Annotated in this window: 21 protein-coding genes; 13 read left to right on the forward strand and 8 right to left on the reverse strand. The window is 71.3% G+C overall.

The genetic code is table 11. The features are described 5' to 3' along the window. Positions 1-14: 14 nt before the first annotated feature. From ACFV0T_RS34525 to ACFV0T_RS34535, 3 genes are all read right to left on the reverse strand, one after another. Positions 15-863, reverse strand: coding sequence for a thioredoxin domain-containing protein (locus tag ACFV0T_RS34525; protein WP_385788137.1), 849 nt, complete (start codon positions 861-863; stop codon positions 15-17). A 65-nt stretch (positions 864-928) separates the two neighbouring features. Further along, a complete protein-coding gene (locus tag ACFV0T_RS34530) occupies positions 929-1,621 on the reverse strand; it encodes a hypothetical protein (protein WP_385788140.1) in 693 nt (230 codons plus the stop codon). Between the two features lie 68 nt (positions 1,622-1,689). Continuing rightward, positions 1,690-3,015 (reverse strand): DUF2252 domain-containing protein, encoded by a 1,326-nt coding sequence (locus tag ACFV0T_RS34535; protein WP_385788143.1) that lies wholly within the window; start codon positions 3,013-3,015, stop codon positions 1,690-1,692. Between the two features lie 247 nt (positions 3,016-3,262). Between ACFV0T_RS34535 and dnaE the strand changes: the two genes are divergently transcribed. Beyond that, on the forward strand, positions 3,263-6,802 hold the full coding sequence (gene dnaE, locus ACFV0T_RS34540) for a DNA polymerase III subunit alpha (RefSeq protein WP_385788145.1): 3,540 nt from the start codon (positions 3,263-3,265) through the stop codon (positions 6,800-6,802). A gap of 102 nt (positions 6,803-6,904) precedes the next feature. On the opposite strand, the gene ACFV0T_RS34545 is transcribed toward dnaE, so the two are convergent. Next, complete coding sequence (locus ACFV0T_RS34545) at positions 6,905-7,066, reverse strand: hypothetical protein (RefSeq protein ID WP_385788148.1); 162 nt, start codon at positions 7,064-7,066, stop codon at positions 6,905-6,907. Between the two features lie 236 nt (positions 7,067-7,302). Between ACFV0T_RS34545 and ACFV0T_RS34550 the strand changes: the two genes are divergently transcribed. The 4 genes from ACFV0T_RS34550 (at position 7,303) to ACFV0T_RS34565 (ending at position 11,226) form a co-directional block, all read left to right on the forward strand. Further along, positions 7,303-8,520 carry an NYN domain-containing protein gene (locus tag ACFV0T_RS34550; protein WP_385788151.1) on the forward strand — a complete coding sequence of 406 codons (1,218 nt, stop codon included), beginning with the start codon at positions 7,303-7,305 and terminating at the stop codon, positions 8,518-8,520. 108 nt (positions 8,521-8,628) lie between these two features. Next, positions 8,629-9,603: an ABC transporter ATP-binding protein gene (locus tag ACFV0T_RS34555; protein WP_385788153.1), complete on the forward strand. Its 975-nt coding sequence runs from the start codon at positions 8,629-8,631 to the stop codon at positions 9,601-9,603. Positions 9,604-9,695: 92 nt separating this feature from the next. Next, positions 9,696-10,517, forward strand: a complete 822-nt coding sequence (locus ACFV0T_RS34560; protein WP_385788156.1) for an ABC transporter permease — start codon at positions 9,696-9,698, stop codon at positions 10,515-10,517. 34 nt (positions 10,518-10,551) lie between these two features. Then, positions 10,552-11,226 (forward strand): AAA family ATPase, encoded by a 675-nt coding sequence (locus ACFV0T_RS34565; protein ID WP_385788159.1) that lies wholly within the window; start codon positions 10,552-10,554, stop codon positions 11,224-11,226. A gap of 174 nt (positions 11,227-11,400) precedes the next feature. On the opposite strand, the gene ybaK is transcribed toward ACFV0T_RS34565, so the two are convergent. The 4 genes from ybaK to ACFV0T_RS34585 all read right to left on the reverse strand — a co-directional run bounded on the left by ybaK (position 11,401) and on the right by ACFV0T_RS34585 (position 15,430). Continuing rightward, positions 11,401-11,901: a Cys-tRNA(Pro) deacylase gene (gene ybaK, locus ACFV0T_RS34570; RefSeq protein ID WP_385788162.1), complete on the reverse strand. Its 501-nt coding sequence runs from the start codon at positions 11,899-11,901 to the stop codon at positions 11,401-11,403. A 25-nt stretch (positions 11,902-11,926) separates the two neighbouring features. Further along, complete coding sequence (locus tag ACFV0T_RS34575) at positions 11,927-12,667, reverse strand: LON peptidase substrate-binding domain-containing protein (protein WP_385788165.1); 741 nt, start codon at positions 12,665-12,667, stop codon at positions 11,927-11,929. Positions 12,668-12,678: 11 nt separating this feature from the next. Next, a complete protein-coding gene (locus ACFV0T_RS34580) occupies positions 12,679-13,698 on the reverse strand; it encodes a hypothetical protein (protein WP_385788168.1) in 1,020 nt (339 codons plus the stop codon). Positions 13,699-13,852: 154 nt separating this feature from the next. Then, positions 13,853-15,430, reverse strand: a complete 1,578-nt coding sequence (locus tag ACFV0T_RS34585) for an oxidoreductase (RefSeq protein ID WP_385788170.1) — start codon at positions 15,428-15,430, stop codon at positions 13,853-13,855. A gap of 202 nt (positions 15,431-15,632) precedes the next feature. Between ACFV0T_RS34585 and hisD the strand changes: the two genes are divergently transcribed. Genes hisD through hisF form a run of 8 tightly spaced genes read left to right on the forward strand, consistent with a single transcriptional unit; the run spans position 15,633 to position 21,380 of the window. Beyond that, positions 15,633-16,958, forward strand: coding sequence for a histidinol dehydrogenase (hisD, locus tag ACFV0T_RS34590; protein ID WP_385788172.1), 1,326 nt, complete (start codon positions 15,633-15,635; stop codon positions 16,956-16,958). An 8-nt stretch (positions 16,959-16,966) separates the two neighbouring features. Next, a complete protein-coding gene (locus ACFV0T_RS34595; protein ID WP_385788248.1) occupies positions 16,967-18,103 on the forward strand; it encodes a histidinol-phosphate transaminase in 1,137 nt (378 codons plus the stop codon). Then, entirely contained in the window at positions 18,100-18,693 is a 594-nt protein-coding gene (hisB, locus tag ACFV0T_RS34600; protein ID WP_385788175.1) for an imidazoleglycerol-phosphate dehydratase HisB, read from the forward strand. The genes ACFV0T_RS34595 and hisB overlap by 4 nt, the downstream gene beginning before the upstream one ends. A 3-nt stretch (positions 18,694-18,696) precedes the next feature. Further along, a complete protein-coding gene (locus ACFV0T_RS34605) occupies positions 18,697-18,861 on the forward strand; it encodes a hypothetical protein (RefSeq protein ID WP_385788177.1) in 165 nt (54 codons plus the stop codon). Beyond that, positions 18,858-19,499, forward strand: a complete 642-nt coding sequence (gene hisH / locus ACFV0T_RS34610) for an imidazole glycerol phosphate synthase subunit HisH (protein WP_385788180.1) — start codon at positions 18,858-18,860, stop codon at positions 19,497-19,499. The genes ACFV0T_RS34605 and hisH overlap by 4 nt, the downstream gene beginning before the upstream one ends. Next, entirely contained in the window at positions 19,499-20,227 is a 729-nt protein-coding gene (gene priA / locus ACFV0T_RS34615; RefSeq protein WP_385788182.1) for a bifunctional 1-(5-phosphoribosyl)-5-((5-phosphoribosylamino)methylideneamino)imidazole-4-carboxamide isomerase/phosphoribosylanthranilate isomerase PriA, read from the forward strand. The genes hisH and priA overlap by 1 nt, the downstream gene beginning before the upstream one ends. Further along, a complete protein-coding gene (locus tag ACFV0T_RS34620) occupies positions 20,224-20,628 on the forward strand; it encodes a RidA family protein (RefSeq protein ID WP_385788185.1) in 405 nt (134 codons plus the stop codon). Before priA ends, ACFV0T_RS34620 begins: the two co-directional genes overlap by 4 nt. Continuing rightward, complete coding sequence (gene hisF, locus ACFV0T_RS34625; protein WP_385788187.1) at positions 20,625-21,380, forward strand: imidazole glycerol phosphate synthase subunit HisF; 756 nt, start codon at positions 20,625-20,627, stop codon at positions 21,378-21,380. Before ACFV0T_RS34620 ends, hisF begins: the two co-directional genes overlap by 4 nt. Positions 21,381-21,412 lie beyond the last annotated feature (32 nt).

Here is a 21,412-nt window from a genome sequence, read left to right on the forward strand (position 1 = left end):
TTCCGTGCGGTGGGTCAGGCCTTGAGGGCCGCCTCGATCGCCGTGGTGAAGTCGGCCACCGTCATGGGGGCGTTCTTGCCGTCCGAACCGGTCAGCTTCTTGCCGTTCATGACCAGGCTCGGCGTGCCGTCGACGCCGTCCTTGTTCGTGTTGAAGGTCTGCGACATGGCCAGCGCCCACGCGTCGTAGGTGCCGTTCTTGACGGCGTTCCGGAACGTGGTGTTGTTCTTCAGCGCCGAGACCGTGTCCGCCACCTTGATCAGGTAGTCGTCGCTCTTGAACTTGTCGTCGGCCTCGTCGGGGTGGTACTTCGCCGAGTAGAGCGCCGTCTTGTACTCAAGGAAGGCCTCGGGGCTCACGTTCAGCGCGGCGCCCAGGGCGCTCATCGCGTTCTTGGAGCCCTCGCCGCGGGAGCCGACCTTGACCTTGCCGTCGCCGTCGGTGTCTCCGTCGAGGAACGTGCCGCCGACGTACTGGATCTTGAACTTGCCGTCGTCGTAGTCCTTCTTGAGCGTCGGGCCGACCGTCTGCTCGAACGAGGCGCAGATCGGGCAGCGCGGGTCCTCGTACAGCTTCAGCGTCTTCTGCGCGCTGCTCTTGCCGAGGACCACGGTCGTGCCGTCCGTGCCCGTGGTGTTGGCCGGCGCGACGACCTTCTCGTCCAGCACGGCCTCCCAGTGGCCGGGCTTGTTGGCCTGGACGACGGCGTAACCTATGCCGCCCGCCGCGGCCAGCACGCCGACGACCGTGCAGGCCACGATGATCTGCCGCTTGACCTTGGCCTGCTTGGCCTGGCGCTCGCGTTCCTGGCGCAGCCGCTCCCTGGCCGCCGTCTTCGCCGACTGGCTGTTGCGCTTGCTCATGCTGATCTCCATGTGGGACGCGCACGTGTCGTACGCGGGGATACGTGTGGGGGACTTGGATGTGCTCAGGCGCGGGCGGCCGAGCACGGCGGTCCACGCCGTCCCAGGGAGTGTGCGAGCAGCGGGCCACGGGCGGCCGTCGTACGGCGGACCGGGCGCGGCAGGCGGCGGACCGCCGGGGCGCGCCGCACGGTCACCGCGCGTACGGCGAGCAGCAGCGGCCGGAACGTGGTCGCGGTCACGGCCCCCAGCAGCTGGGCCAGGGCCCGCTCGCCACGGCGCAGCCAGGCGGTCGCGAGAAGGCCGACGGCGAGGTGCGTGCCGAGCAGCAGCCAGGCCGTGGCCGGGTCGGCGTGGGCGAGCAGGACCGACACCCGGTCGGTGCCGGCGCCGGCCACGTGGGCCAGCGGGAGGCCGACGTCGGCGCCGCCACCGCACAGCACGTCGAAGCCGACCGAGCGCAGCGGTCCGGCGACGGGTCCGCCCGCGCGGCCGTAGCAGACGTGCTGGCCGGTGGTGAAGACGGTGTCGGCGGCCAGCTCCAGCGGGATCAGCAGGGCGGCGATCCGCCCGAAGCCCCGCTCGCGGCCCGCCAGCGCGTACGCGAGGGCGAACACGGCGACCGCGACGGCGGCCACCGTGTTCACCGGCAGCGGGGCCCGGGACAGCAGCACGTGCGACGCGCTGCTGAGCGTCACGACGACAGCCGTGAACAGCGCCGCGCGTACGGCTCTGAGGTGGGTCCCGGATATGTCCATAGCGGAGGAGAGTGTGTCACGTGCTCCGGTAAAAGACCCCTAAAGGCTCCCTGTGAGCGGCCGGTCCGTCACAGACCCGGAATCCGGCCGTTGCGGAAGAGGTCGACGAAGATCTGGTGGTCGGCACGCGCGCGTGCGCCGTAGGCGTGCGCGAAGTCGACCAGGAGGTCGGCGAAGCCGTCCTCGTCGGCCGCGATCGCCGCGTCGATGGCCCGTTCCGTGGAGAAGGGCACCAGGGACTCGCCGGACTGGTCGTCGGCGGCCGCGTGCATCGTGGCCGTCGCGCGGCCCAGGTCGGCGACGACCGCGGCGATCTCGTCCGGGTCGTCGATGTCGCCCCAGTCGAGGTCGACCGCGTACGGCGAGACCTCGGCGACCAGCTGGCCGGAGCCGTCCAGCTCGGTCCAGCCCAGCCACGGGTCGGCGTGCGCCTGGAGGGCGCGCTGGGAGATCACCGTGCGGTGGCCCTCGTGCTGGAAGTAGTCGCGGATCGCCGGGTCCGTGATGTGACGGGAGACGGCCGGGGTCTGGGCCTGCTTGATGTAGATCACCACATCGTTCTCCAGGGCGTCGCTGTGGCCCTCCAGGAGGATGTTGTACGACGGCAGGCCGGCCGAGCCGATGCCGATCCCGCGGCGGCCCACGACGTCCTTGACGCGGTAGGAGTCCGGGCGGGCCAGCGAGGTCTCCGGCAGCGTCTCCAGATAACCGTCGAAGGCCGCGAGCACCTTGTAGCGGGTGGCTGCGTCCAGCTCGATGGAGCCGCCGCCGGGCGCGAAGCGGCGCTCGAAGTCACGGATCTCGGTCATCGAGTCCAGCAGCTCGAAGCGGGTCAGCGAGCGGGCGTCGCGCAGCGCGTCCAGCAGCGGGCCCTGGGCGGTGTCCAGGGTGAAGGGCGGCACCTCGTCGCGCTTGGCGCCGGTCGCCAGGGCGTGGATGCGCTCGCGGTACGCGCCCGCGTACACCTCCACCAGCTCGGTGATCTGGTCGTCGCCGAACGCCTTCGCGTACCCGATGAGGGCCATGGAGGCGGCGAAGCGCTTGATGTCCCAGGTGAAGGGGCCGACGTAGGCCTCGTCGAAGTCGTTGACGTTGAAGATCAGCCGGCCGTTGGCGTCCATGTACGTGCCGAAGTTCTCCGCGTGCAGGTCGCCGTGGATCCACACGCGCGAGGTGCGCTCGTCCAGGAACGGGCCGCCCCGCTTCTCGGCCTCGAGGTCGTGGTAGAAGAGGCTCGCCGTGCCGCGGTAGAACGCGAAGGCCGAGGCCGCCATCTTCCGGAACTTCACGCGGAACGCGGCCGGGTCGGCGGCCAGGAGCTGGCCGAAGGCGGTGTCGAAGACGGCGAGGATCTCCTCGCCGCGTTGCTCGGCGCTGAGCTGCGGGACCGACATCGCTGGGTGCCTCCTGGTGCAGGTGGTGCATGACATGTGGGGCGGATCTCATCCGCACGTGGCGCAGGGATCGTCCGACCTCACCAACGTGCGAAGGTACGCGGGAGTGCCCGCGTCCTCCGCATGAAGGTACGCGCGGAAGCCCGCGGCGTGTCAGTGCCGAGGCATAGACTTCGACGCTGTCCGCCTGACTGTCCGCAGCCGGTCGGACCCACGTCGACATCCGTTTCCCCAGGAGGCCGCAGCCGTGTCAAAGCCGCCGTTCACGCACCTGCACGTCCATACCCAGTACTCGCTGCTGGACGGTGCCGCGCGGCTCAAGGACATGTTCGACGCGTGCAACGAGATGGGCATGACCCACATCGCCATGTCGGACCACGGCAACCTGCACGGGGCGTACGACTTCTTCCACACGGCGAAGAAGGCGGGTGTCACGCCGATCATCGGCATCGAGGCGTATGTCGCGCCCGAGTCGCGGCGCAACAAGCGCAAGATCCAGTGGGGTCAGCCGCACCAGAAGCGGGACGACGTGTCCGGTTCGGGTGGTTACACCCACAAGACGATCTGGGCGGCGAACGCGACCGGCCTGCACAACCTCTTCCGTCTGTCCTCGGACGCCTACGCCGAGGGCTGGCTCCAGAAGTGGCCGCGGATGGACAAGGAGACCATCTCCCAGTGGTCCGAGGGGCTCATCGCGTCCACCGGCTGTCCTTCGGGCGAGCTCCAGACCCGGCTGCGCCTGGGCCAGTACGACGAGGCACTGAAGGCGGCCGCCGACTACCAGGACATCTTCGGCAAGGACCGCTACTTCCTGGAGCTGATGGACCACGGCATCGAGATCGAGCACCGGGTCCGCGACGGCCTGCTGGAGATCGGCAAGAAGCTCGGCATCCCGCCGCTGGTCACCAACGACTCGCACTACACGTACGCGCACGAGGCGACCGCCCACGACGCCCTGCTGTGCATCCAGACCGGCAAGAACCTCTCCGACCCGGACCGCTTCAGGTTCGACGGCACCGGCTACTACCTGAAGTCCACGGACGAGATGTACGCCGTCGACTCCTCGGACGCCTGGCAGGAGGGCTGCCGCAACACCCTCCTCGTCGCCGAGCAGATCGACACCTCCGGCATGTTCGAGGCGAAGAACCTCATGCCGAAGTTCGACATCCCCGACGGCTACACCGAGGTCACCTGGTTCAAGGAGGAGGTCCGCCGGGGCATGGAGCGCCGCTTCCCGGGCGGCATCCCCGACGACCGCCAGAAGCAGGCCGACTACGAGATGGACGTCATCATCTCGATGGGCTTCCCCGGCTACTTCCTCGTCGTCGCCGACTTCATCATGTGGGCCAAGAACAACGGCATCGCGGTCGGCCCCGGCCGAGGCTCCGCGGCCGGTTCGATCGTCGCCTACGCCATGGGCATCACCGACCTCGACCCGATCCCGCACGGCCTGATCTTCGAGCGGTTCCTCAACCCCGAGCGCATCTCCATGCCCGACGTCGACATCGACTTCGACGAGCGCAGGCGCGTGGAGGTGATCAGGTACGTGACGGAGAAGTACGGCGCCGACAAGGTCGCCATGATCGGCACCTACGGCAAGATCAAGGCCAAGAACGCGATCAAGGACTCCGCGCGCGTGCTGGGCTACCCGTACGCGATGGGCGACCGCCTCACCAAGGCCATGCCCGCCGACGTCCTCGGCAAGGGCATCGACCTCAACGGCATCACCGACCCCTCGCACCCGCGCTACAGCGAGGCGGGCGAGATCCGCGCGATGTACGAGAACGAGCCGGACGTCAAGAAGGTCATCGACACCGCCAAGGGCGTCGAGGGGCTGGTCCGGCAGATGGGTGTGCACGCGGCCGGCGTGATCATGTCCAGCGAGCCCATCGTCGACCACGCCCCCATCTGGGTCCGGCACACGGACGGCGTGACCATCACGCAGTGGGACTACCCGCAGTGCGAGTCGCTCGGCCTGCTGAAGATGGACTTCCTCGGCCTGCGCAACCTGACGATCATGGACGACGCCGTCAAGATGGTGAAGTCCAACAAGGGCGTCGATCTCGACCTGCTGGCCCTGCCGCTCGACGATCCGACGACCTTCGACCTGCTCCAGCGCGGCGACACGCTCGGCGTCTTCCAGTTCGACGGCGGCCCCATGCGCTCGCTGCTGCGCCTGATGAAGCCCGACAACTTCGAGGACATCTCCGCCGTCTCCGCGCTCTACCGTCCGGGCCCGATGGGCATGGACTCGCACACCAACTACGCGCTGCGCAAGAACAAGCTCCAGGAGATCACCCCGATCCACAAGGAGCTGGAGGAGCCCCTCGAAGAGGTCCTGGCCGTCACCTACGGCCTGATCGTCTACCAGGAGCAGGTGCAGAAGGCCGCCCAGATCATCGCCGGGTACTCGCTCGGCGAGGCCGACATCCTGCGCCGCGTGATGGGCAAGAAGAAGCCCGACGAGCTGGCGAAGAACTTCACCATCTTCCAGGCCGGCGCGAAGAAGAACGGCTACAGCGACGAGGCGATCCAGGCCCTGTGGGACGTGCTGGTGCCCTTCGCCGGCTACGCCTTCAACAAGGCGCACTCCGCCGCGTACGGCCTGGTCTCTTACTGGACCGCGTACCTGAAGGCGAACCACCCCGCCGAGTACATGGCCGGGCTGCTCACCTCGGTCAAGGACGACAAGGACAAGTCGGCCGTCTACCTCAACGAGTGCCGTCGTATGGGCATCAAGGTGCTCCCGCCGAACGTCAACGAGTCGGTGCACAACTTCGCCGCCCAGGGCGACGACGTGATCCTCTTCGGCCTGGAGGCCGTGCGCAACGTCGGCACCAACGTGGTCGAGTCGATCATCAGGAGCCGCAAGGCCAAGGGGAAGTACGCCTCCTTCCCCGACTACCTCGACAAGGTCGAGGCGGTCGCGTGCAACAAGCGCACCACGGAGTCGCTGATCAAGGCGGGCGCGTTCGACACCATGGGGCACACCCGCAAGGGCCTCACCGCGCAGTACGAGCCGATGATCGACAACGTGGTCGCGGTCAAGCGCAAGGAGGCCGAGGGACAGTTCGACCTCTTCGGCGGGATGGGCGAGGAGGACACCAGCGAGCCGGGCTTCGGGCTGGACGTCGAGTTCACCACCGACGAGTGGGACAAGACGTATCTGCTCGCCCAGGAGCGGGAGATGCTCGGCCTGTACGTCTCCGACCACCCGCTGTTCGGTCTGGAGCACGTGCTGTCCGACAAGGCCGACGCGGGCATCGCCCAGCTCACCGGAGGCGAGCACGCGGACGGCGCGGTCGTCACCATCGGCGGCATCATCTCGGGCCTCCAGCGCAAGATGACCAAGCAGGGCAACGCCTGGGCGATCGCCACGGTGGAGGACCTGGCCGGTTCCATCGAGTGCATGTTCTTTCCGGCCACGTACCAGCTCATCTCGACCCAACTCGTCGAGGACGCGGTCGTGTTCGTCAAGGGCCGACTCGACAAGCGGGAGGACGTGCCGCGGCTGGTCGCGATGGAACTCCAGGTCCCCGACCTGTCCAACGCGGGCACCAACGCGCCCGTCGTCCTCACCATCCCGGCGACCCGGGTCACCCCGCCGATGATCAGCCGCCTCGGCGAGATCCTCAGCCATCACAAGGGCGACAGCGAGGTCCGGATCAAGCTCCAGGGGCCGACGAAGACCACGGTGTTGCGCCTCGACCGGCACCGGGTGAAGCCGGACCCGGCGCTGTTCGGCGACCTGAAGGTGCTGCTCGGCCCCGCGTGCCTGGCCGGCTGAGCGACCGAAGGACGCGAGGGGCGCATCCGTGCACGGATGCGCCCCTCGGTGTGTGCCCGGGCTTCGACGGCCCGCGGAGCCCAACGGCCCTTTGTGAAGAGGTCAGTTGTGGCCGAAGCGCTTCGTCCGGCCCTTGCGTGCGATGTCGCCGGGGGTCGCCTGCGTGGTGCGCTGCTCGTGCGACTCCATCGAGGACTGGTGGGCCGCCTGCTGGCTGCGCTCGGCCTGCGGCTGCTTCCGCTCACGGTTCTTGTTCTTGGCCATGGTGATCTGCCTCCTGAGGGGGATTAGGGGCCAGGGCCGGGACCAGATTCACATAGGCTGACAATGAACGCATTTCGGATAATTACCGTGTGTGACAAGGGAGGTCGGAGAGCGACACCGGCGAACCAACTCCCGAAACGCCACGCCGAAGATCGAGTTCGGGCCGTTAACCTCCGCGTGGTCGGGCAGACTCGAAGGAAGCCTGAAGCAAACCTCCCGGGAAGAGGGTGAGTCGCGTGGATCGCTGCATCGTCCTGGTGGACGCCGGGTATCTCCTGGGGGCCGCGGCCAGTCTCCTCGCCGGGGAACCCTCGCGATCCCGGATCACCGTCGACCACGCCGCCCTCATCCAGGGGCTGCGCGAGCGCGCCGAGTCCGACACGGAACGGCCGCTGCTGCGCATCTACTGGTTCGACGGCGCCCCCGACCGCGTCCCGCAGCCCGAACACCGCCGACTGCGCGTGATGCCCCGGGTCACGGTCCGGCTCGGCGCCCTGACCCGCAGCGACGGACGCTGGGCACAGAAGGGAGTGGACGCCGCGATGCACGCCGAGCTCACCGAGCTGGCCCGCAACCGCGCCTGCTCCGACGTCGTCCTGGTCACCGGCGACGGCGACCTGCTGCCGGGCATGATGGCCGCCAAGGAGCACGGCGTCGCCGTACACCTGTGGGCCGTGCAGGCCGCCGACGGCGACTACAACCAGTCCGAGGACCTGGTCGCCGAGGCCGACGAGCGCCGCGTGCTGGACCGGACCTGGATCACGAAGGCCGTCCGCGCCAAGGATCTGGGCGGGATCTGCGCGCCGCCGCCCGTGCCGCGCCCGGAGATCGCCGCCATCCTCTCCGCGCCGCTGCCGGACTCGGGACTCACGGCGGCGCCCGAGCCGGCCGCCGAGGAACCGGAGCACGCGGTGGCCGGCGCGCAGAACGGCGCCGAGGAGCGGGTGCCCGCGCCCAAGGGCGTGCCCACCCCCAAGGACCTGGCCGCACTGCGGGCCCCCGGTGTCCACGCCGTCCAGCATCCCGCGACCGCCACCCTGCGCTGGTCCTCCGACAAGGGCTGGATCGAACGCCCCGGCGGGGCCACCGAACCGCCCGAGGCCGCCTCGATGCCCACGCTCGCCCAGCTGACCACGGCAGAGCAGCGCTGGGCCGACCGCGAGGAGGACATCACCACGGTCGGCGGAGACCCCTACGAGGTGGGACAGGTCTTCGCGCGCCGCTGGATGGAGCGGCTCGGGGACCAGGGCGGCCACCGGCAGAAGCTGTCGGGGATGTATCCGCGGATCCCGCACCGCATCGACGGCGAGCTGCTGCGGTACGCGGCCCGCTTCGGCCTGCTGGCCCACAAGGACGACCAGATCGACGAACACGACCGGTACGCCATCCGGGCGGGATTCTGGCGCGAGATCGACGTCCGTACGGCCGCGGAGCACGCCCAGGCCGGGGAGTGAACGGGGGTCGTACGGCCGCCCCGAGCGCCGGGTGACGTCCCGGACCCCGTAGTCTCGTTCCTTGTGAGTACGCGCGCGGCACCGGCATATCGGGACAAGGGTGGGGTCGTGTGTGCCGTGCGTGGACTGACCAAGACCTATCCGGCGGTGCGTGCCCGGCGCGGCACGCCCGGGACCCCGGAGGTGCGGGCCACCGACGACGTACGGCTGGAGGTGCGGCGCGGTGAGATCTTCGGGCTGCTCGGGCCGAACGGGGCCGGGAAGACCTCCCTGGTACGGCAGCTCACCGGGCTGATGCGGCCCGACACGGGCAGCGTCGAGATCCTCGGGCACGACATCGTGCGCCACCCGGAGCGCGCGGCGCGCATCCTCGCCTACCTCGGGCAGGAGTCCACCGCCCTCGACGAACTCACCGTGTCGCTCGCCGCCGAGACCACCGGGCGGCTGCGCGGACTCGACGTACGCCGGGCGCGCGCCGAACGGGACGCCGTACTCGACGAACTGGGGCTCACGTCGATCGCCGGCCGGCCGCTGAAGAAACTGTCCGGCGGACAGCGGCGGCTCGCCTGTTTCGCGTCCGCGCTGGTGGGGGAGCGGCCGCTGCTCGTGCTCGACGAGCCGACCACCGGCATGGACCCCGTCGCCCGGCGTGCCGTGTGGGGCGCCGTCGACCGGCGCCGCGCCGAACGCGGGACCACCGTCGTGCTGGTCACCCACAACGTCATCGAGGCCGAGACCGTCCTCGACCGGGTCGCCGTCCTCGACCGGGGCCGGGTCATCGCCTGCGACAGTCCGGCCGGGCTGAAGGAGCAGGTCGCGGGCGAGGTGCGGGTCGAGCTGGTGTGGCGGGAGCGCCCGCCGCTGGACGTGCCCGAGGTGGCCGCGCTGCGCGACCGGGTGGTGGAGTCCGGGCGCCGCTGGACGCTGCGGCTCGCCCCCGAGGAGGCGCGCGCGGTCGTGGCCACCGTCACCGGCGGCGCCGCCTTCGCCGCCCTGGACGACTTCACCCTCGCCACGCCCAGCCTGGAGGACGTGTACCTGGCGCTGGGCGGGGCCGCGCGGCAGGGGTTGGTGAAAGCTTGAGCGCGCACACCGCCGCGTCCGTACCCAACAGGAGGAGCGCCGGGACGGGCGCCGGCTCGAACCAGAGTGAAGGCGAAGGGGAGCAGCTCGACGTGAGTGTCGTACCCGCCGAGGTTCTGCCGGGCAGCGTCCTGGCCGTGGAGGAGACGGTCCGGGAGGCGGCCGAGCTGGCGCCGCGCGCGCGGCTGTGGCCGGCGCTGGCGGCCGTGTACCGGGCGCAGCTGTCCCGGGCCCGGGTGGCGCGGATCCCGCTGCTGTTCGTGGCGACCTTCCAGTCGATCGGCATCCTGATCATGATGCGCGGGGTCGTGGACGGCGGCAGCGAGGCGGAGTCGGTGGTGGCCGGTTCGTCCGTCCTCGTCGTCGCCTTCGTCGCGCTGAACCTGCTGGCCCAGTACTTCGGGCAGCTGCGCTCCAACGGCGGCCTCGACCACTACGCGACCCTTCCGGTGCCGCCCGCCGCGGTCGTGCTCGGCGCGGCGGGCGCGTACGCGTCCTTCACCGTGCCGGGGACCGTGGTCACCGCCGTCTTCGGCTGTGTGCTCTTCGGGCTGCCCATGGGCAACCTCTGGATCCTCGCCGCGGTGATCCCGCTCGCCGGGGCCGCCCTCGCCGGGCTCGGCGCCGCGCTCGGACTGCTCGCGCCCCGGCCCGAGCTGGCGACCGTGCTCGGGCAGCTGGGCATGTCGGCGGCGCTGCTGCTCGGCGTGCTGCCGGCCGACCGTATGCCGGAGGCCGTGCGGTTCGCACGGGATCTGCTGCCGTCGACGTACGGCGTGGAGGCCTACGCGCGGACCTTCGGGCCGCATCCCGACTGGGCCTTCGTCCTCGGTGACCTGGCCGTGTGCGCGTTCGTCGGCGTCGTTTCGCTGGCCGTCGCCACCTGGGCGTTCCGCCGGGCAGCCGTCCGGTGACGCGCCGCGCAGCGGGGCCTGGCACGATGTCAGGGTGACCGCACCGCTGACTCCCCCTCCGCCGCCGCACGAACAGCCCCCGCAGCACGCGTGGCCGCCTTCGCCCGGCGCGTACGGCGGCGTGGCTCCCGCGCCGCCCGAGAGCCTGTACGGACAGGACGGGCCGGGCATGAGGGCCGAGGTGATCGAGGCCGTCGTCGTCACCGTGGTGGTCGCCGTCGCCGGTGCGCTGCTCGGCGTGCTGTGGTGGTGGCTGGCGCCGCACGTGCCGCTGGTCGGCGACGAGTCCGCCATCGGCTGGGCCGTCTACCTCAAGGACTCCGAGGGCGAGCAGGCGATCGGCGTGGACGGAACGTTCACGCTGCTGGCGCTCGCCTTCGGGGCGGTGAGCGCGCTCGGGGTGTTCCTGTGGCGCCGGCGCGGGGGTGTGCCGCTGGTGGTCGCGCTGGGCGTCGGCGGGCTGCTCGGGGCACTGCTGGCGTGGCGGGTCGGGGTGTGGCTGGGGCCCGAGTCGGACGTCATCGCGCATGCCAAGGCCGTGGGCAAGGGGGTGACGTTCTCCGCGCCGCTGAAGTTGGGGGCGAAGGGGGCGTTGCTGGCGTGGCCGCTCGCGGGGCTGGTGGTGCATATGGGGCTGACGGCGCTGTTCGGGCCGCGGGATCCGGATCCGTATCCGCAGGCGTACGGGGCGTCCGGGCCCAAGGCGTAGCGGCCGGGCGGGGCGCCGTGGGTGCGGTGGGGTGGTGTTCGCCCCCGCCGCCCCTTCCCTATCCCGTCCCTGGGGGCTGCCGCCCCCAGCCCCCGCTTCGGCCTTGACGGCCTCGTCCTCGAACGCCGGACGGGCTGAAGGGCTGAAGGGCTGAAAAGACCGGGCCGGACGGGCTCAGGGGCGGCCGATGGGGGCCAGGACCGCGTCGGTGAGGGTGGTCAGGTCGGTGGGTGAGAGTTCGACCTCCAGGCCTCGGCGGCCCGCCGAGACGCAGATCGTGGTGTGGGCGATGGCCGAGTCGTCCAGGACGGTGCGGAGCTTCTTGCGCTGGCCGAGCGGGGAGATACCGCCGCGGACGTAACCCGTGGTGCGCTCCGCGAGGGCCGGGTCGGCCATCGCCGCCCGCTTGCCGCCGAGCGCCGTCGCCAGTGCCTTCAGATCGAGCTGGCCCGCCACCGGGACCACCGCCACCGTCAGCGCGCCGTCCACGTCCGCCACCAGCGTCTTGAAGACGCGCTCGGGGGAGACGCCCATCGCCTCCGCGGCCTCCTCGCCGTAGGACGGGTGGGAGGGGTCGTGGTCGTAGGCGTGGACGGTGTAGTCCACGCCCGCCGCGGTCAGCGCCACCGTCGCGGGCGTGCCGCCCGGCTGCTGCTTCTTCGCCTTCTTCGCCATGCCGGCTGGTTCCTCGGGTCGTGCGTCAGTTGAGACTCGTCGGGCCGCGCGTCAGCTCCGACGCGGGCAACGACGGCAGATTACGGATGATGGCCGTCTCGGAGCGAAGGAGTTTCAGCTCGTCCCGGAGCCGGGACGCCGTGTCCGGGGCCTGGAGCAGCCGCTGCTTGGTGGGCGTGTCGAGCATGATCGCGGCGGCCACCAGGTACGACACCACGGACGGCTCGTCGGGCAGCTCGGCCCCCGTCGCCAGGGAACGCTCCCGGGCACCCGCCAGACGCTTCTGGTACTGCCGGAAGGCGCGCAGCACGCCCTCGGCCAGCGCCCCGGCCTCGTCGCCCGGCTCCTCCCCGAGCTCCTCCAGCTCGGCCGTCAGGAACGGGCCCGACGCGTCCACCGACAGCAGCCGCACCCGGGTCGTGCCGGTCGCCAGCACCTCGAAGGTGCCGTCCGCCCGCTCCCGGATCGTCGCCGCGTCGGCGATGCAGCCGACCGTGTGGAACGCCTTCGACGGCTCCGCGCCGAAGCCCGCGGTCGCCCCGCGCTCGGGCACGGCGGTCGGATCGGGCATGCCCGGCGCGCTGGGCGCCACCTCATGGCCGTCACGGATGGTCACGACGGCGAACCGGCGTGGTTCGTCCTCGGGGGTCTTCAACAGCTCGCGCATCATGGCGCGATAGCGCTCCTCGAAGATGTTGAGCGGCAGGACGAGCCCGGGGAACAACACCGAGTTCAGGGGGAAGAGCGGAAGCCGGACGGTGGTCACGGCGCAGAAGCCTAATGGCCGCCGGAGCGGGCACGGTCGCCGTGCCCACTTCGTGGATGCCACGCGGGCTCCCCGGCCAGGTTCCTCCGGACCTCGTCGCGCACCTCCAGGAACCGTCCCAGCGGGTCGTCGGAGACCCGGTCCCAGGGGAAGGAGGTGACGTACGGGCCGGTCAGCCGCAGCTGTTCCCCGGCCTCCGGCCAGCGTTCGAGGTGGACCAGGACATAGGCCGCGAGATTGCGGATCTCCGCAGGCCAGGGGTCGATCGCCGGGTACCGGGCGGACAGCGCGAGCGCGCGGTCGGCGGCGGCCTCCAGCCGCTCGCGCGGCACCTCGGGGCCGCAGCCGTCGGTCAGGTAGACGAAGGCCGCCCGCAGCGGCAGGGCCTGTACGAGCGATCCGGGCGGCGCGTCCTGCGCGGCTCGCTCGGCGAAGTCGAAACACTCACGGTGGGAGCCGTGCCAGGCGCCCGCGAGGTACTTCAGGGCCGCCACATGGCAGCCGTGGTGATGCGGCGCGCGGCGCACCGCGGCTTCCCACAGCTCCTCGAAGTAGCGGTGTCCGGCGCGGGCGCCGCGCGCGTGGTCCAGCGCCAGCCGCCAGGGCACCGGGTCGCGGTCGTCGCTGCGCGCGGCGGCCGTGATCGACGGGCTGACGGCCCGCAGCAACTCGGCCCTCGCCGGGGAGTCCCAGTCGCGGTCCACGGCCAGCTGGGCCCCGACCAGCAGCACGTCCGGGTCGCGCGGGGCGGCGGCGCGCCAGCTCTCGAACCACTCGCCGCGGGCGCCGGCGAAGGACGCCAGCCGTCGCACGTAGCGGTCGCGGCCTTCCCACTCGGCGTGCGCGCGGGTGTCGGCGAGCAGCCGCGCGGCCGGCCCGTACTCGCCCCGCGCGGCGGCGACCAGCGCGGGTCCCAGCCGTTCGTCGGGCGCGTCGAGGAGGACCTCGTCGTCGGCGTGGGTCGCGGCGACGGGGCGGGGGGCGGCTGATCTCATCCGCGACGCACGGATGAAGGGGGGCAGCAGAGCCATGGTTCGACCATTGAAAACGCGCTGGTCGCGGGCGCGCCAGTGGCTCCACGGAACCTCCGGAAAGTTGTACGTCCAGTGGTCAAGGAAGGGTAAAACGTGACGGCCGCTCACCTGTCGAACGGCTGTACGTCTACCGCGAGTAAGGCCGGGCGCCCTAGCTCCGCCGCAGCATCCGTGAGGCTCCCGTCGCCACCGTCGTCGCCAGGATCCAGCCCAGCAGGATCATCACCGCGGCCAGCCACTGCCGGCCCCCGCCGAGCTGCCACTGGCCGACCTGCCCCAGGTCGATGACCGGCAGCAGCAGATCCAGGGCGAACAGCGCGGGGTCCCACTCCGGATGCCCGTCGCCGTTGACCGGCGGACGGCCCGCCCGGGCGAAGGCGAGCGTCCCCGCCGCCCACAGCACCGCCATCCACACCGCGGCCCGGCCCGGCCGGTACCCGTAGGCGACCGTCCAGTCCTGCGCGTACCCCCAGAACTTGGCGGCGGGCGGCAGGGTCTCCCGGCGGTGGCGCTGCTTGGCGAGCAGCACCTCACGGGCGTCCTCGTCCTCGCCGCCGGCCCGCAGCACGGCCGCGAGCCGCTCGTACGGCTCCGGGTTGTACTCGGCGGTCGCCGCGGCCACCCACTCCAGCCGCTCGGTCAGCGGGAAGGGTCCGTGCGGCACGAGGTTCTCGTACGAGAACCCGCCCATGTGCAGATTGCCCGGACCCGGCCAGCTGGCCGACCGGTCGACCAGGTTGACGATCCGCGCCCCCGACAGCACCACCTTGCCACGCTGGGGCCGCTCCCCGAGGAAGCGCAGCTCCGGAGTCTGCACGCGCAGCAGCGACAGCGACTGCTCCTCGGTGAACACGAACCGGGCCCGCTCCAGGTCGACGGCGTCCCCGAACCGCCCGTCGTCCAGCCGCACCCCGCCCCGGCACTCGAACCGCCGCACGAGCGTGCCCTGCGGCGGGGTCGCGCCGCTCGGCACCTGGGCTCCGACGCCCGCCGGGGTCAGATACAGGGTGCGCCCGACGGTCAGCTGGGGCGCGTTCAGGGCGAGCCGCGTGTACGGGTTGACCAGCCGCGCCCCGCGCAGGCTCAGCGAGACGCCCACCGTCGCGCCGCGCAGACTCAACTCGCCGTGCGACTCCAGGAGCTCGGCCTGGAGATCCTGCCCCACCGACATGCCGTCGGCCGCGATCGAGCGACCGCTGCGGTCCCGGTGGACGATCGCCTGGTTGAGCAGCAGGTCGGTGCCGATGTGGGCGTCGGTGAGCCGCACCCCGTTGTGGAAACGGCAGCGCGGCAGATGCAGATCGCCCTCGGTGTGCACCCGGGCCGCCTCCAGGCGCGGCACCGAGCAGTCCACCAGGCGCGCGGTCGTGAAGCGGGCCTCCGGCAGCAGCACCTCCCGCTCGAAGCGGCAGCCCTTAAGCTCGACGTACGGCACCACCGTGCCGCCCGCGAGGTCCAGTACCCCGCCGATCTGCACACCGGTCAGCTTCAGCGACGCCACCCGCCCGGACAGCGCGGGCGGCCCGTCCAGCAGCAGCCAGGCCAGGATGCGGGCCCGCACGGACCGCTCGGGCCCCCAGGGATGCCCGCCGTGCGGATCGTCGACGACCGGGTCCCCGCTGCTCAGGTCGTACACGGTGCCGTTACGGAAGGCCTGCCACATGCCGGCCTCGGCGGCGGTCAGATCGTCCGGCAGCTCACCGGCGCGCACACCGGCCCCCTCGGTCACGGTCCTTCACTTCCTCCCCGGCTACTCGCGGGTTCGCTTCATCGCACTGGCGTTCATGCCCGCTGGGTGACGCCCCGAACGCAGGACGTGAAGGGGATCTTCCGGGTTCCGCTGATATGCGCCATCGTGCGGCGCCGTCCGCGCGTATCAGTCATTGATACGCGCGGACGGCGCGCATTCCCGGTCTGAGAGAATTGACGACGTGATCTCCCGAATCGATCTGCGCGGCGACGCCCTCCCCGAGGGACCCGCCCTGCGCGACCTGCTGCCCCGAGCCGACTTCGACGTCTCGGCCGCCCTGGAGAAGGTGCGTCCGATCTGCGAGGCCGTGCATCATCGGGGCGACGCGGCGCTGATCGACTTCGCCGAGAAGTTCGACGGGGTACGCCTGGAGTCGGTACGGGTCCCCGCCCAGGCGCTCAGCGACGCGCTGGCGGGGCTCGACCCGGCCGTGCGCGCCGCCCTGGAGGAGTCCATCCGGCGCACCCGGCTCGTCCACCGCGCCCAGCGCCGTACGGCGCACACGACCCAGGTCGTGCCCGGCGGCGCGGTGACCGAGAAGTGGGTACCGGTCGAGCGCGTCGGGCTGTACGCCCCCGGCGGCCGGTCCGTCTACCCCTCCTCCGTGATCATGAACGTCGTGCCCGCCCAGGAGGCCGGCGTCGGGTCGATCGCGCTCGCCTCCCCGGCGCAGGCCGACTTCGGCGGGCTGCCGCACCCCACGATCCTCGCCGCCTGCGCGCTGCTCGGCATCGACGAGGTGTACGCGGCCGGTGGTGCCACCGCCGTCGCGATGTTCGCGTACGGCACCGAGTCCTGCCCGCCCGCCGTCATGGTCACCGGCCCCGGCAACGTCTGGGTCGCCGCCGCCAAGCGCTACTTCACCGGCAGGATCGGCATCGACGCCGAGGCCGGGCCGACCGAGATCGCGATCCTCGCGGACGCCACGGCCGACCCGGTGCACGTCGCCGCCGACCTGATCAGCCAGGCCGAGCACGACCCGCTGGCCGCCGCCGTCCTCGTCACCGACTCCGTCGAACTGGCGGACGCGGTGGAGAAGGAGCTGGAGCCGCAGGTCGCGGCCACCAAGCACATCGACGACCGGATCGTCCCGGCACTCAAGGGCAAGCAGTCCGCGATCGTGCTCGTCGACGGCGTGGACGAGGGCCTGCGCGTGGTCGACGCCTACGGCGCCGAGCACCTGGAGATCCAGACGGCCGACGCGACCGCCGTGGCCGAGCGGGTGCGCAACGCCGGCGCGATCTTCATCGGCCCCTGGGCGCCCGTGTCGCTGGGCGACTACGCGGCCGGCTCCAACCACGTGCTCCCGACCGGGGGCTGCGCCTGCCACTCCTCGGGCCTGTCCGTGCAGTCCTTCCTGCGCGGCATCCACATCGTCGACTACACCAGGGACGCGCTGGCCGAGGTCGCACGGCACGTGGTGACGCTGGCGGACGCCGAGGACCTGCCGGCGCACGGCGCGGCGGTCCGGGCGAGGTTCGGATGGAAGGTCCCCGAGGGCAAGTGACCGAGCACGTGACCGGCATCGACGATCTTCCCGTACGGGATGAACTGCGCGGCAAGTCCCCCTACGGCGCCCCTCAGCTGGACGTCCCCGTCCGGCTGAACACCAACGAGAACCCGTACCCGCTGCCCGAGCCGCTGGTCGAGCGGATCACCGAGCGGGTGCGCGAGGCCGCCCGCGACCTCAACCGCTACCCGGACCGGGACGCCGTGGAGCTGCGCACACAGCTCGCCCGCTACCTGACCGACACCTCCGGCCACCCGGTGGGCCTCGCCAACGTCTGGGCCGCCAACGGCTCCAACGAGGTCATCCAGCAGCTGCTCCAGACCTTCGGCGGACCCGGCCGCACGGCGATCGGCTTCGAGCCGTCGTACTCGATGCACGCGCTCATCGCGCGCGGCACCGGCACCGGCTGGATCTCCGGCCCGCGCAACGACGACTTCACGATCGATCTCGCCGCCGCCGAGCGGGCCCTGGCCGAACACCGGCCGGACGTCGTCTTCGTCACCACGCCCAACAACCCCACGGGCAACGCGGTCCCGCGCGAGACGGTGCTCGCGCTGTACGAGGCCGCCCAGGCGGCCAAGCCGTCGATGGTGATCGTCGACGAGGCGTACGTGGAGTTCAGCCACGGCGACTCGCTGCTGCCGCTCATCGAAGGACGGCCGAATCTGGTCGTCTCGCGCACGATGTCGAAGGCCTTCGGCGCGGCCGGGCTGCGTCTCGGCTACCTCGCCGCGCACCCGGCGGTGGTGGACGCCGTCCAGCTCGTGCGGCTGCCGTACCACCTGTCGGCCGTCGCGCAGGCGACCGCGCTGGCCGCCCTGGAGCACACCGACACGCTGCTGAAGTACGTCGAGCAGCTGAAGGCGGAACGGGACCGGCTGGTCACCGAGCTGCGGTCGCTCGGCTGCGAGGTCACCGAGTCCGACGCGAACTTCGTACAGTTCGGGCGGTTCGAGGACTCCCGGGCCGCCTGGCAGAAGATCCTCGACCAGGGTGTGCTGGTACGGGACAACGGCGTGCCCGGGTGGCTGCGGGTCACCGCCGGAACTCCCGAAGAGAACGACGCGTTCCTCGACGCGGTACGTGAACTAATGGGCTCTGCGGGGGACACCCCCGCACCCCCGAAGGAGCAGAGCGCATGAACCGCGTTGGACGCGTGGAGCGGACCACCAAGGAGACCTCGGTCCTGGTGGAGATCGACCTCGACGGCACCGGCAGGACGGACATCTCCACCGGCGTCGGCTTCTACGACCACATGCTCGACCAGCTCGGCCGGCACGGTCTGTTCGACCTGACCGTGAAGACCGAGGGCGACCTGCACATCGACTCCCACCACACCATCGAGGACTCCGCCCTCGCGCTCGGTGCCGCCTTCAAGCAGGCGCTCGGCGACAAGGTGGGCATCTACCGCTTCGGCAACTGCACGGTCCCGCTGGACGAGTCCCTCGCCCAGGTCACCGTCGACCTCTCCGGCCGCCCGTACCTGGTGCACACCGAGCCTGAGACGATGGCGCCGATGATCGGCGAGTACGACACCACGATGACCCGGCACATCCTGGAGTCCTTCGTGGCCCAGGCGCAGATAGCGCTGCACGTGCACGTGCCGTACGGGCGCAACGCCCACCACATCGTGGAGTGCCAGTTCAAGGCGCTGGCCCGGGCGCTGCGCTACGCGAGCGAGCGCGACCCGCGCGCGGTCGGCATCCTCCCCTCCACGAAGGGCGCGCTCTAACCCATGACCGGTCTGTCCGCCATCCTGATCGTCGTGGGGCTCTTCCTCGCCGGCGGCATCTACTCGTTCGTCAAGCAGGAGATGCCCAGGAGCCTCATCGTGCTGCTGTCCATCGCCGCCGCCATGTGTCTCGTGGCCGGTGTCGTGCGGCTGGAGGTGTGGAATTGAGCGTCCCCAAGAAGGTCGTGGTCTTCGACTACGGCTTCGGCAACGTCCGCTCCGCGGAGCGGGCCCTCGCGCGCACCGGTGCCGAGGTCGAGATCACGCGTGACTTCGACCGGGCCATGAACGCGGACGGCCTGCTGGTGCCGGGCGTCGGCGCCTTCGCCGCCTGCATGAAGGGCCTTCGCGAGGCGCGCGGCGACTGGATCATCGACCGCCGTCTCTCCGGCGGGCGCCCGGTGATGGGCATCTGCGTCGGCATGCAGATCCTGTTCGCGCGGGGCATCGAGCACGGCGTCGAGACCGAGGGCCTCGACGAGTGGCCCGGCTCCGTCGAGCCGCTCCAGGCCGAGGTCGTGCCCCACATGGGCTGGAACACCGTCGACGCGCCCGCCGACTCCCGGCTGTTCGCCGGCCTGGACGCGGACGCCCGTTACTACTTCGTGCACTCCTACGCCGTCCAGGACTGGGCCCTCGAAACGCACAACCCGACCCTGCGGGCCCCCCGGGTGACCTGGTCGACGTACGGCAAGCCCTTCGTGGCGGCCGTGGAGAACGGCGCCCTGTGGGCCACGCAGTTCCACCCCGAGAAGTCCGGCGACGCCGGAGCGCAGCTGCTGAACAACTGGATCGGAACCCTCTGATGGCCTCGAAGCTCGAACTCCTGCCCGCAGTCGACGTCCGCGACGGCCAGGCAGTCCGGCTCGTGCACGGCGAGTCCGGCACGGAGACCTCGTACGGCTCGCCGCTTGAGGCCGCCCTCGCCTGGCAGCGCGCGGGTGCCGAGTGGCTGCACCTGGTCGACCTGGACGCGGCGTTCGGCACCGGCGACAACCGGGCTCTGATCGCCGAGGTCGCGGGGGCGATGGACATCAAGGTGGAGCTGTCCGGCGGCATCCGCGACGACGACACCCTCGCCGCCGCGCTCGCCACCGGCTGCACCCGGGTGAACCTCGGCACGGCCGCGCTGGAGACGCCGGAGTGGGTCGCCAAGGTCATCGCCGAGCACGGCGAGAAGATCGCGGTGGGCCTCGACGTACGCGGTACGACACTGCGCGGGCGCGGCTGGACCCGCGACGGCGGTGATCTCTTCGAGACGCTGGACCGGCTGAACAAGGAGGGCTGCGCGCGGTACGTCGTCACCGACATCGCCAAGGACGGCACGCTCCAGGGCCCCAATCTGGAGCTGCTGAGGAACGTCTGCGCTGCCACGGACCGGCCGGTCGTGGCGTCCGGCGGCGTGTCGTCGCTGGACGACCTGCGGGCCATCGCCGAACTGGTACCCGTCGGTGTCGAGGGCTCCATCGTCGGGAAGGCCCTGTACGCGAAGGCGTTCACCCTGGAAGAGGCCCTGGAGGCTGTGTCTCGATGACGTCCGATGCCGTACGGCGGGTGCAGAGCGCGAGCCCCTGGGAGGAGTCCTTCGGTTACGCGCGTGCCGTCGCGGCGGGCGACCGCGTCCTGGTGGCGGGCACGACCTCCTTCAAGGGCAGCGTGCTGTACGGGGAGGGCGACCCGTACGAGCAGGCCAAGGTGGCCTTCACCAGCGCGGTCGAGGCGATCGGCGCGTTCGGGCTGGACGTCGGGTCCGTGGTCCGCACCCGGATGTACCTGACCCACGCGCGGGACGTCGACGCCGTGGGCCGGGCCCACAAGGAGCTCTTCGATCCGGTGCGCCCGGTCTCGACGATGCTGGTCGTGGCGGGATTTGTCGACCCGCGCATCCTGGTCGAAGTGGAAATAGAAGCATTCAGAGGAGCCGTGGATTCATGACCCTGGCGGTCCGAGTCATTCCCTGCCTGGACGTGGACAACGGCCGGGTCGTCAAGGGCGTCAACTTCCAGAACCTGCGCGACGCGGGCGACCCCGTCGAGATGGCGAAGGTGTACGACGCCGAGGGCGCCGACGAGCTGACGTTCCTGGACATCACCGCGTCCTCCGGCGATCGCGAGACCACGTACGACGTGGTGCGCCGCACGGCCGAGCAGGTGTTCATCCCGCTCACGGTCGGCGGCGGGGTGCGCACGGCCGAGGACGTGGACAAGCTGCTGCGGGCCGGTGCCGACAAGGTCGGGGTGAACACGGCCGCCATCGCCCGGCCCGACCTGATCCGGGAGATCGCGGAGCGGTTCGGCCGGCAGGTCCTGGTGCTGTCGGTCGACGCCCGGCGCACGCCGTCGGGCGGCTTCGAGGTGACGACGCACGGCGGCCGCAAGGGCACCGGCATCGACGCCGTCGAGTGGGCGCACCGGGCCGCCGAGCTGGGCGCCGGGGAGATCCTGCTGAACTCGATGGACGCGGACGGCACGAAGGACGGCTACGACCTGGAGATGATCGCGGCCGTCCGGGCGCACGTGACGGTCCCGGTGATCGCCTCCGGCGGCGCCGGCCGGCTCGGTGACTTCCCGCCCGCCGTCGCGGCGGGGGCGGACGCGGTGCTGGCGGCCTCCGTCTTCCACTTCGGCGATCTGCGGATCGCCGAGGTGAAGCAGGCGTTGCGGGAGGCGGGTCACCCGGTGCGGTGAGAGCGCGCTCGGGGTGAGCGCCCCGCTCGGCC

This window comes from Streptomyces sp. NPDC059582 (assembly GCF_042735715.1).
Classification (GTDB): Bacteria; Actinomycetota; Actinomycetes; order Streptomycetales; family Streptomycetaceae; genus Streptomyces.

Bases quoted from the DNA above. Each gene is read 5' to 3' on its own strand.
- ACFV0T_RS34580 (WP_385788168.1), bottom strand. From the start codon at position 13,698: ATGGCTCTGCTGCCCCCCTTCATCCGTGCGTCGCGGATGAGATCAGCC.
- ACFV0T_RS34530 (WP_385788140.1), bottom strand. From the start codon at position 1,621: ATGGACATATCCGGGACCCACCTCAGAGCCGTACGCGCGGCGCTGTTC.
- ybaK (WP_385788162.1), bottom strand. From the start codon at position 11,901: ATGGCGAAGAAGGCGAAGAAGCAGCAGCCGGGCGGCACGCCCGCGACG.
- ACFV0T_RS34545 (WP_385788148.1), bottom strand. From the start codon at position 7,066: ATGGCCAAGAACAAGAACCGTGAGCGGAAGCAGCCGCAGGCCGAGCGC.
- ACFV0T_RS34535 (WP_385788143.1), bottom strand. From the start codon at position 3,015: ATGTCGGTCCCGCAGCTCAGCGCCGAGCAACGCGGCGAGGAGATCCTC.
- hisB (WP_385788175.1), top strand. From the start codon at position 18,100: ATGAACCGCGTTGGACGCGTGGAGCGGACCACCAAGGAGACCTCGGTC.
- ACFV0T_RS34605 (WP_385788177.1), top strand. From the start codon at position 18,697: ATGACCGGTCTGTCCGCCATCCTGATCGTCGTGGGGCTCTTCCTCGCC.
- ACFV0T_RS34525 (WP_385788137.1), bottom strand. From the start codon at position 863: ATGAGCAAGCGCAACAGCCAGTCGGCGAAGACGGCGGCCAGGGAGCGG.
- priA (WP_385788182.1), top strand. From the start codon at position 19,499: ATGGCCTCGAAGCTCGAACTCCTGCCCGCAGTCGACGTCCGCGACGGC.
- ACFV0T_RS34620 (WP_385788185.1), top strand. From the start codon at position 20,224: ATGACGTCCGATGCCGTACGGCGGGTGCAGAGCGCGAGCCCCTGGGAG.
- hisF (WP_385788187.1), top strand. From the start codon at position 20,625: ATGACCCTGGCGGTCCGAGTCATTCCCTGCCTGGACGTGGACAACGGC.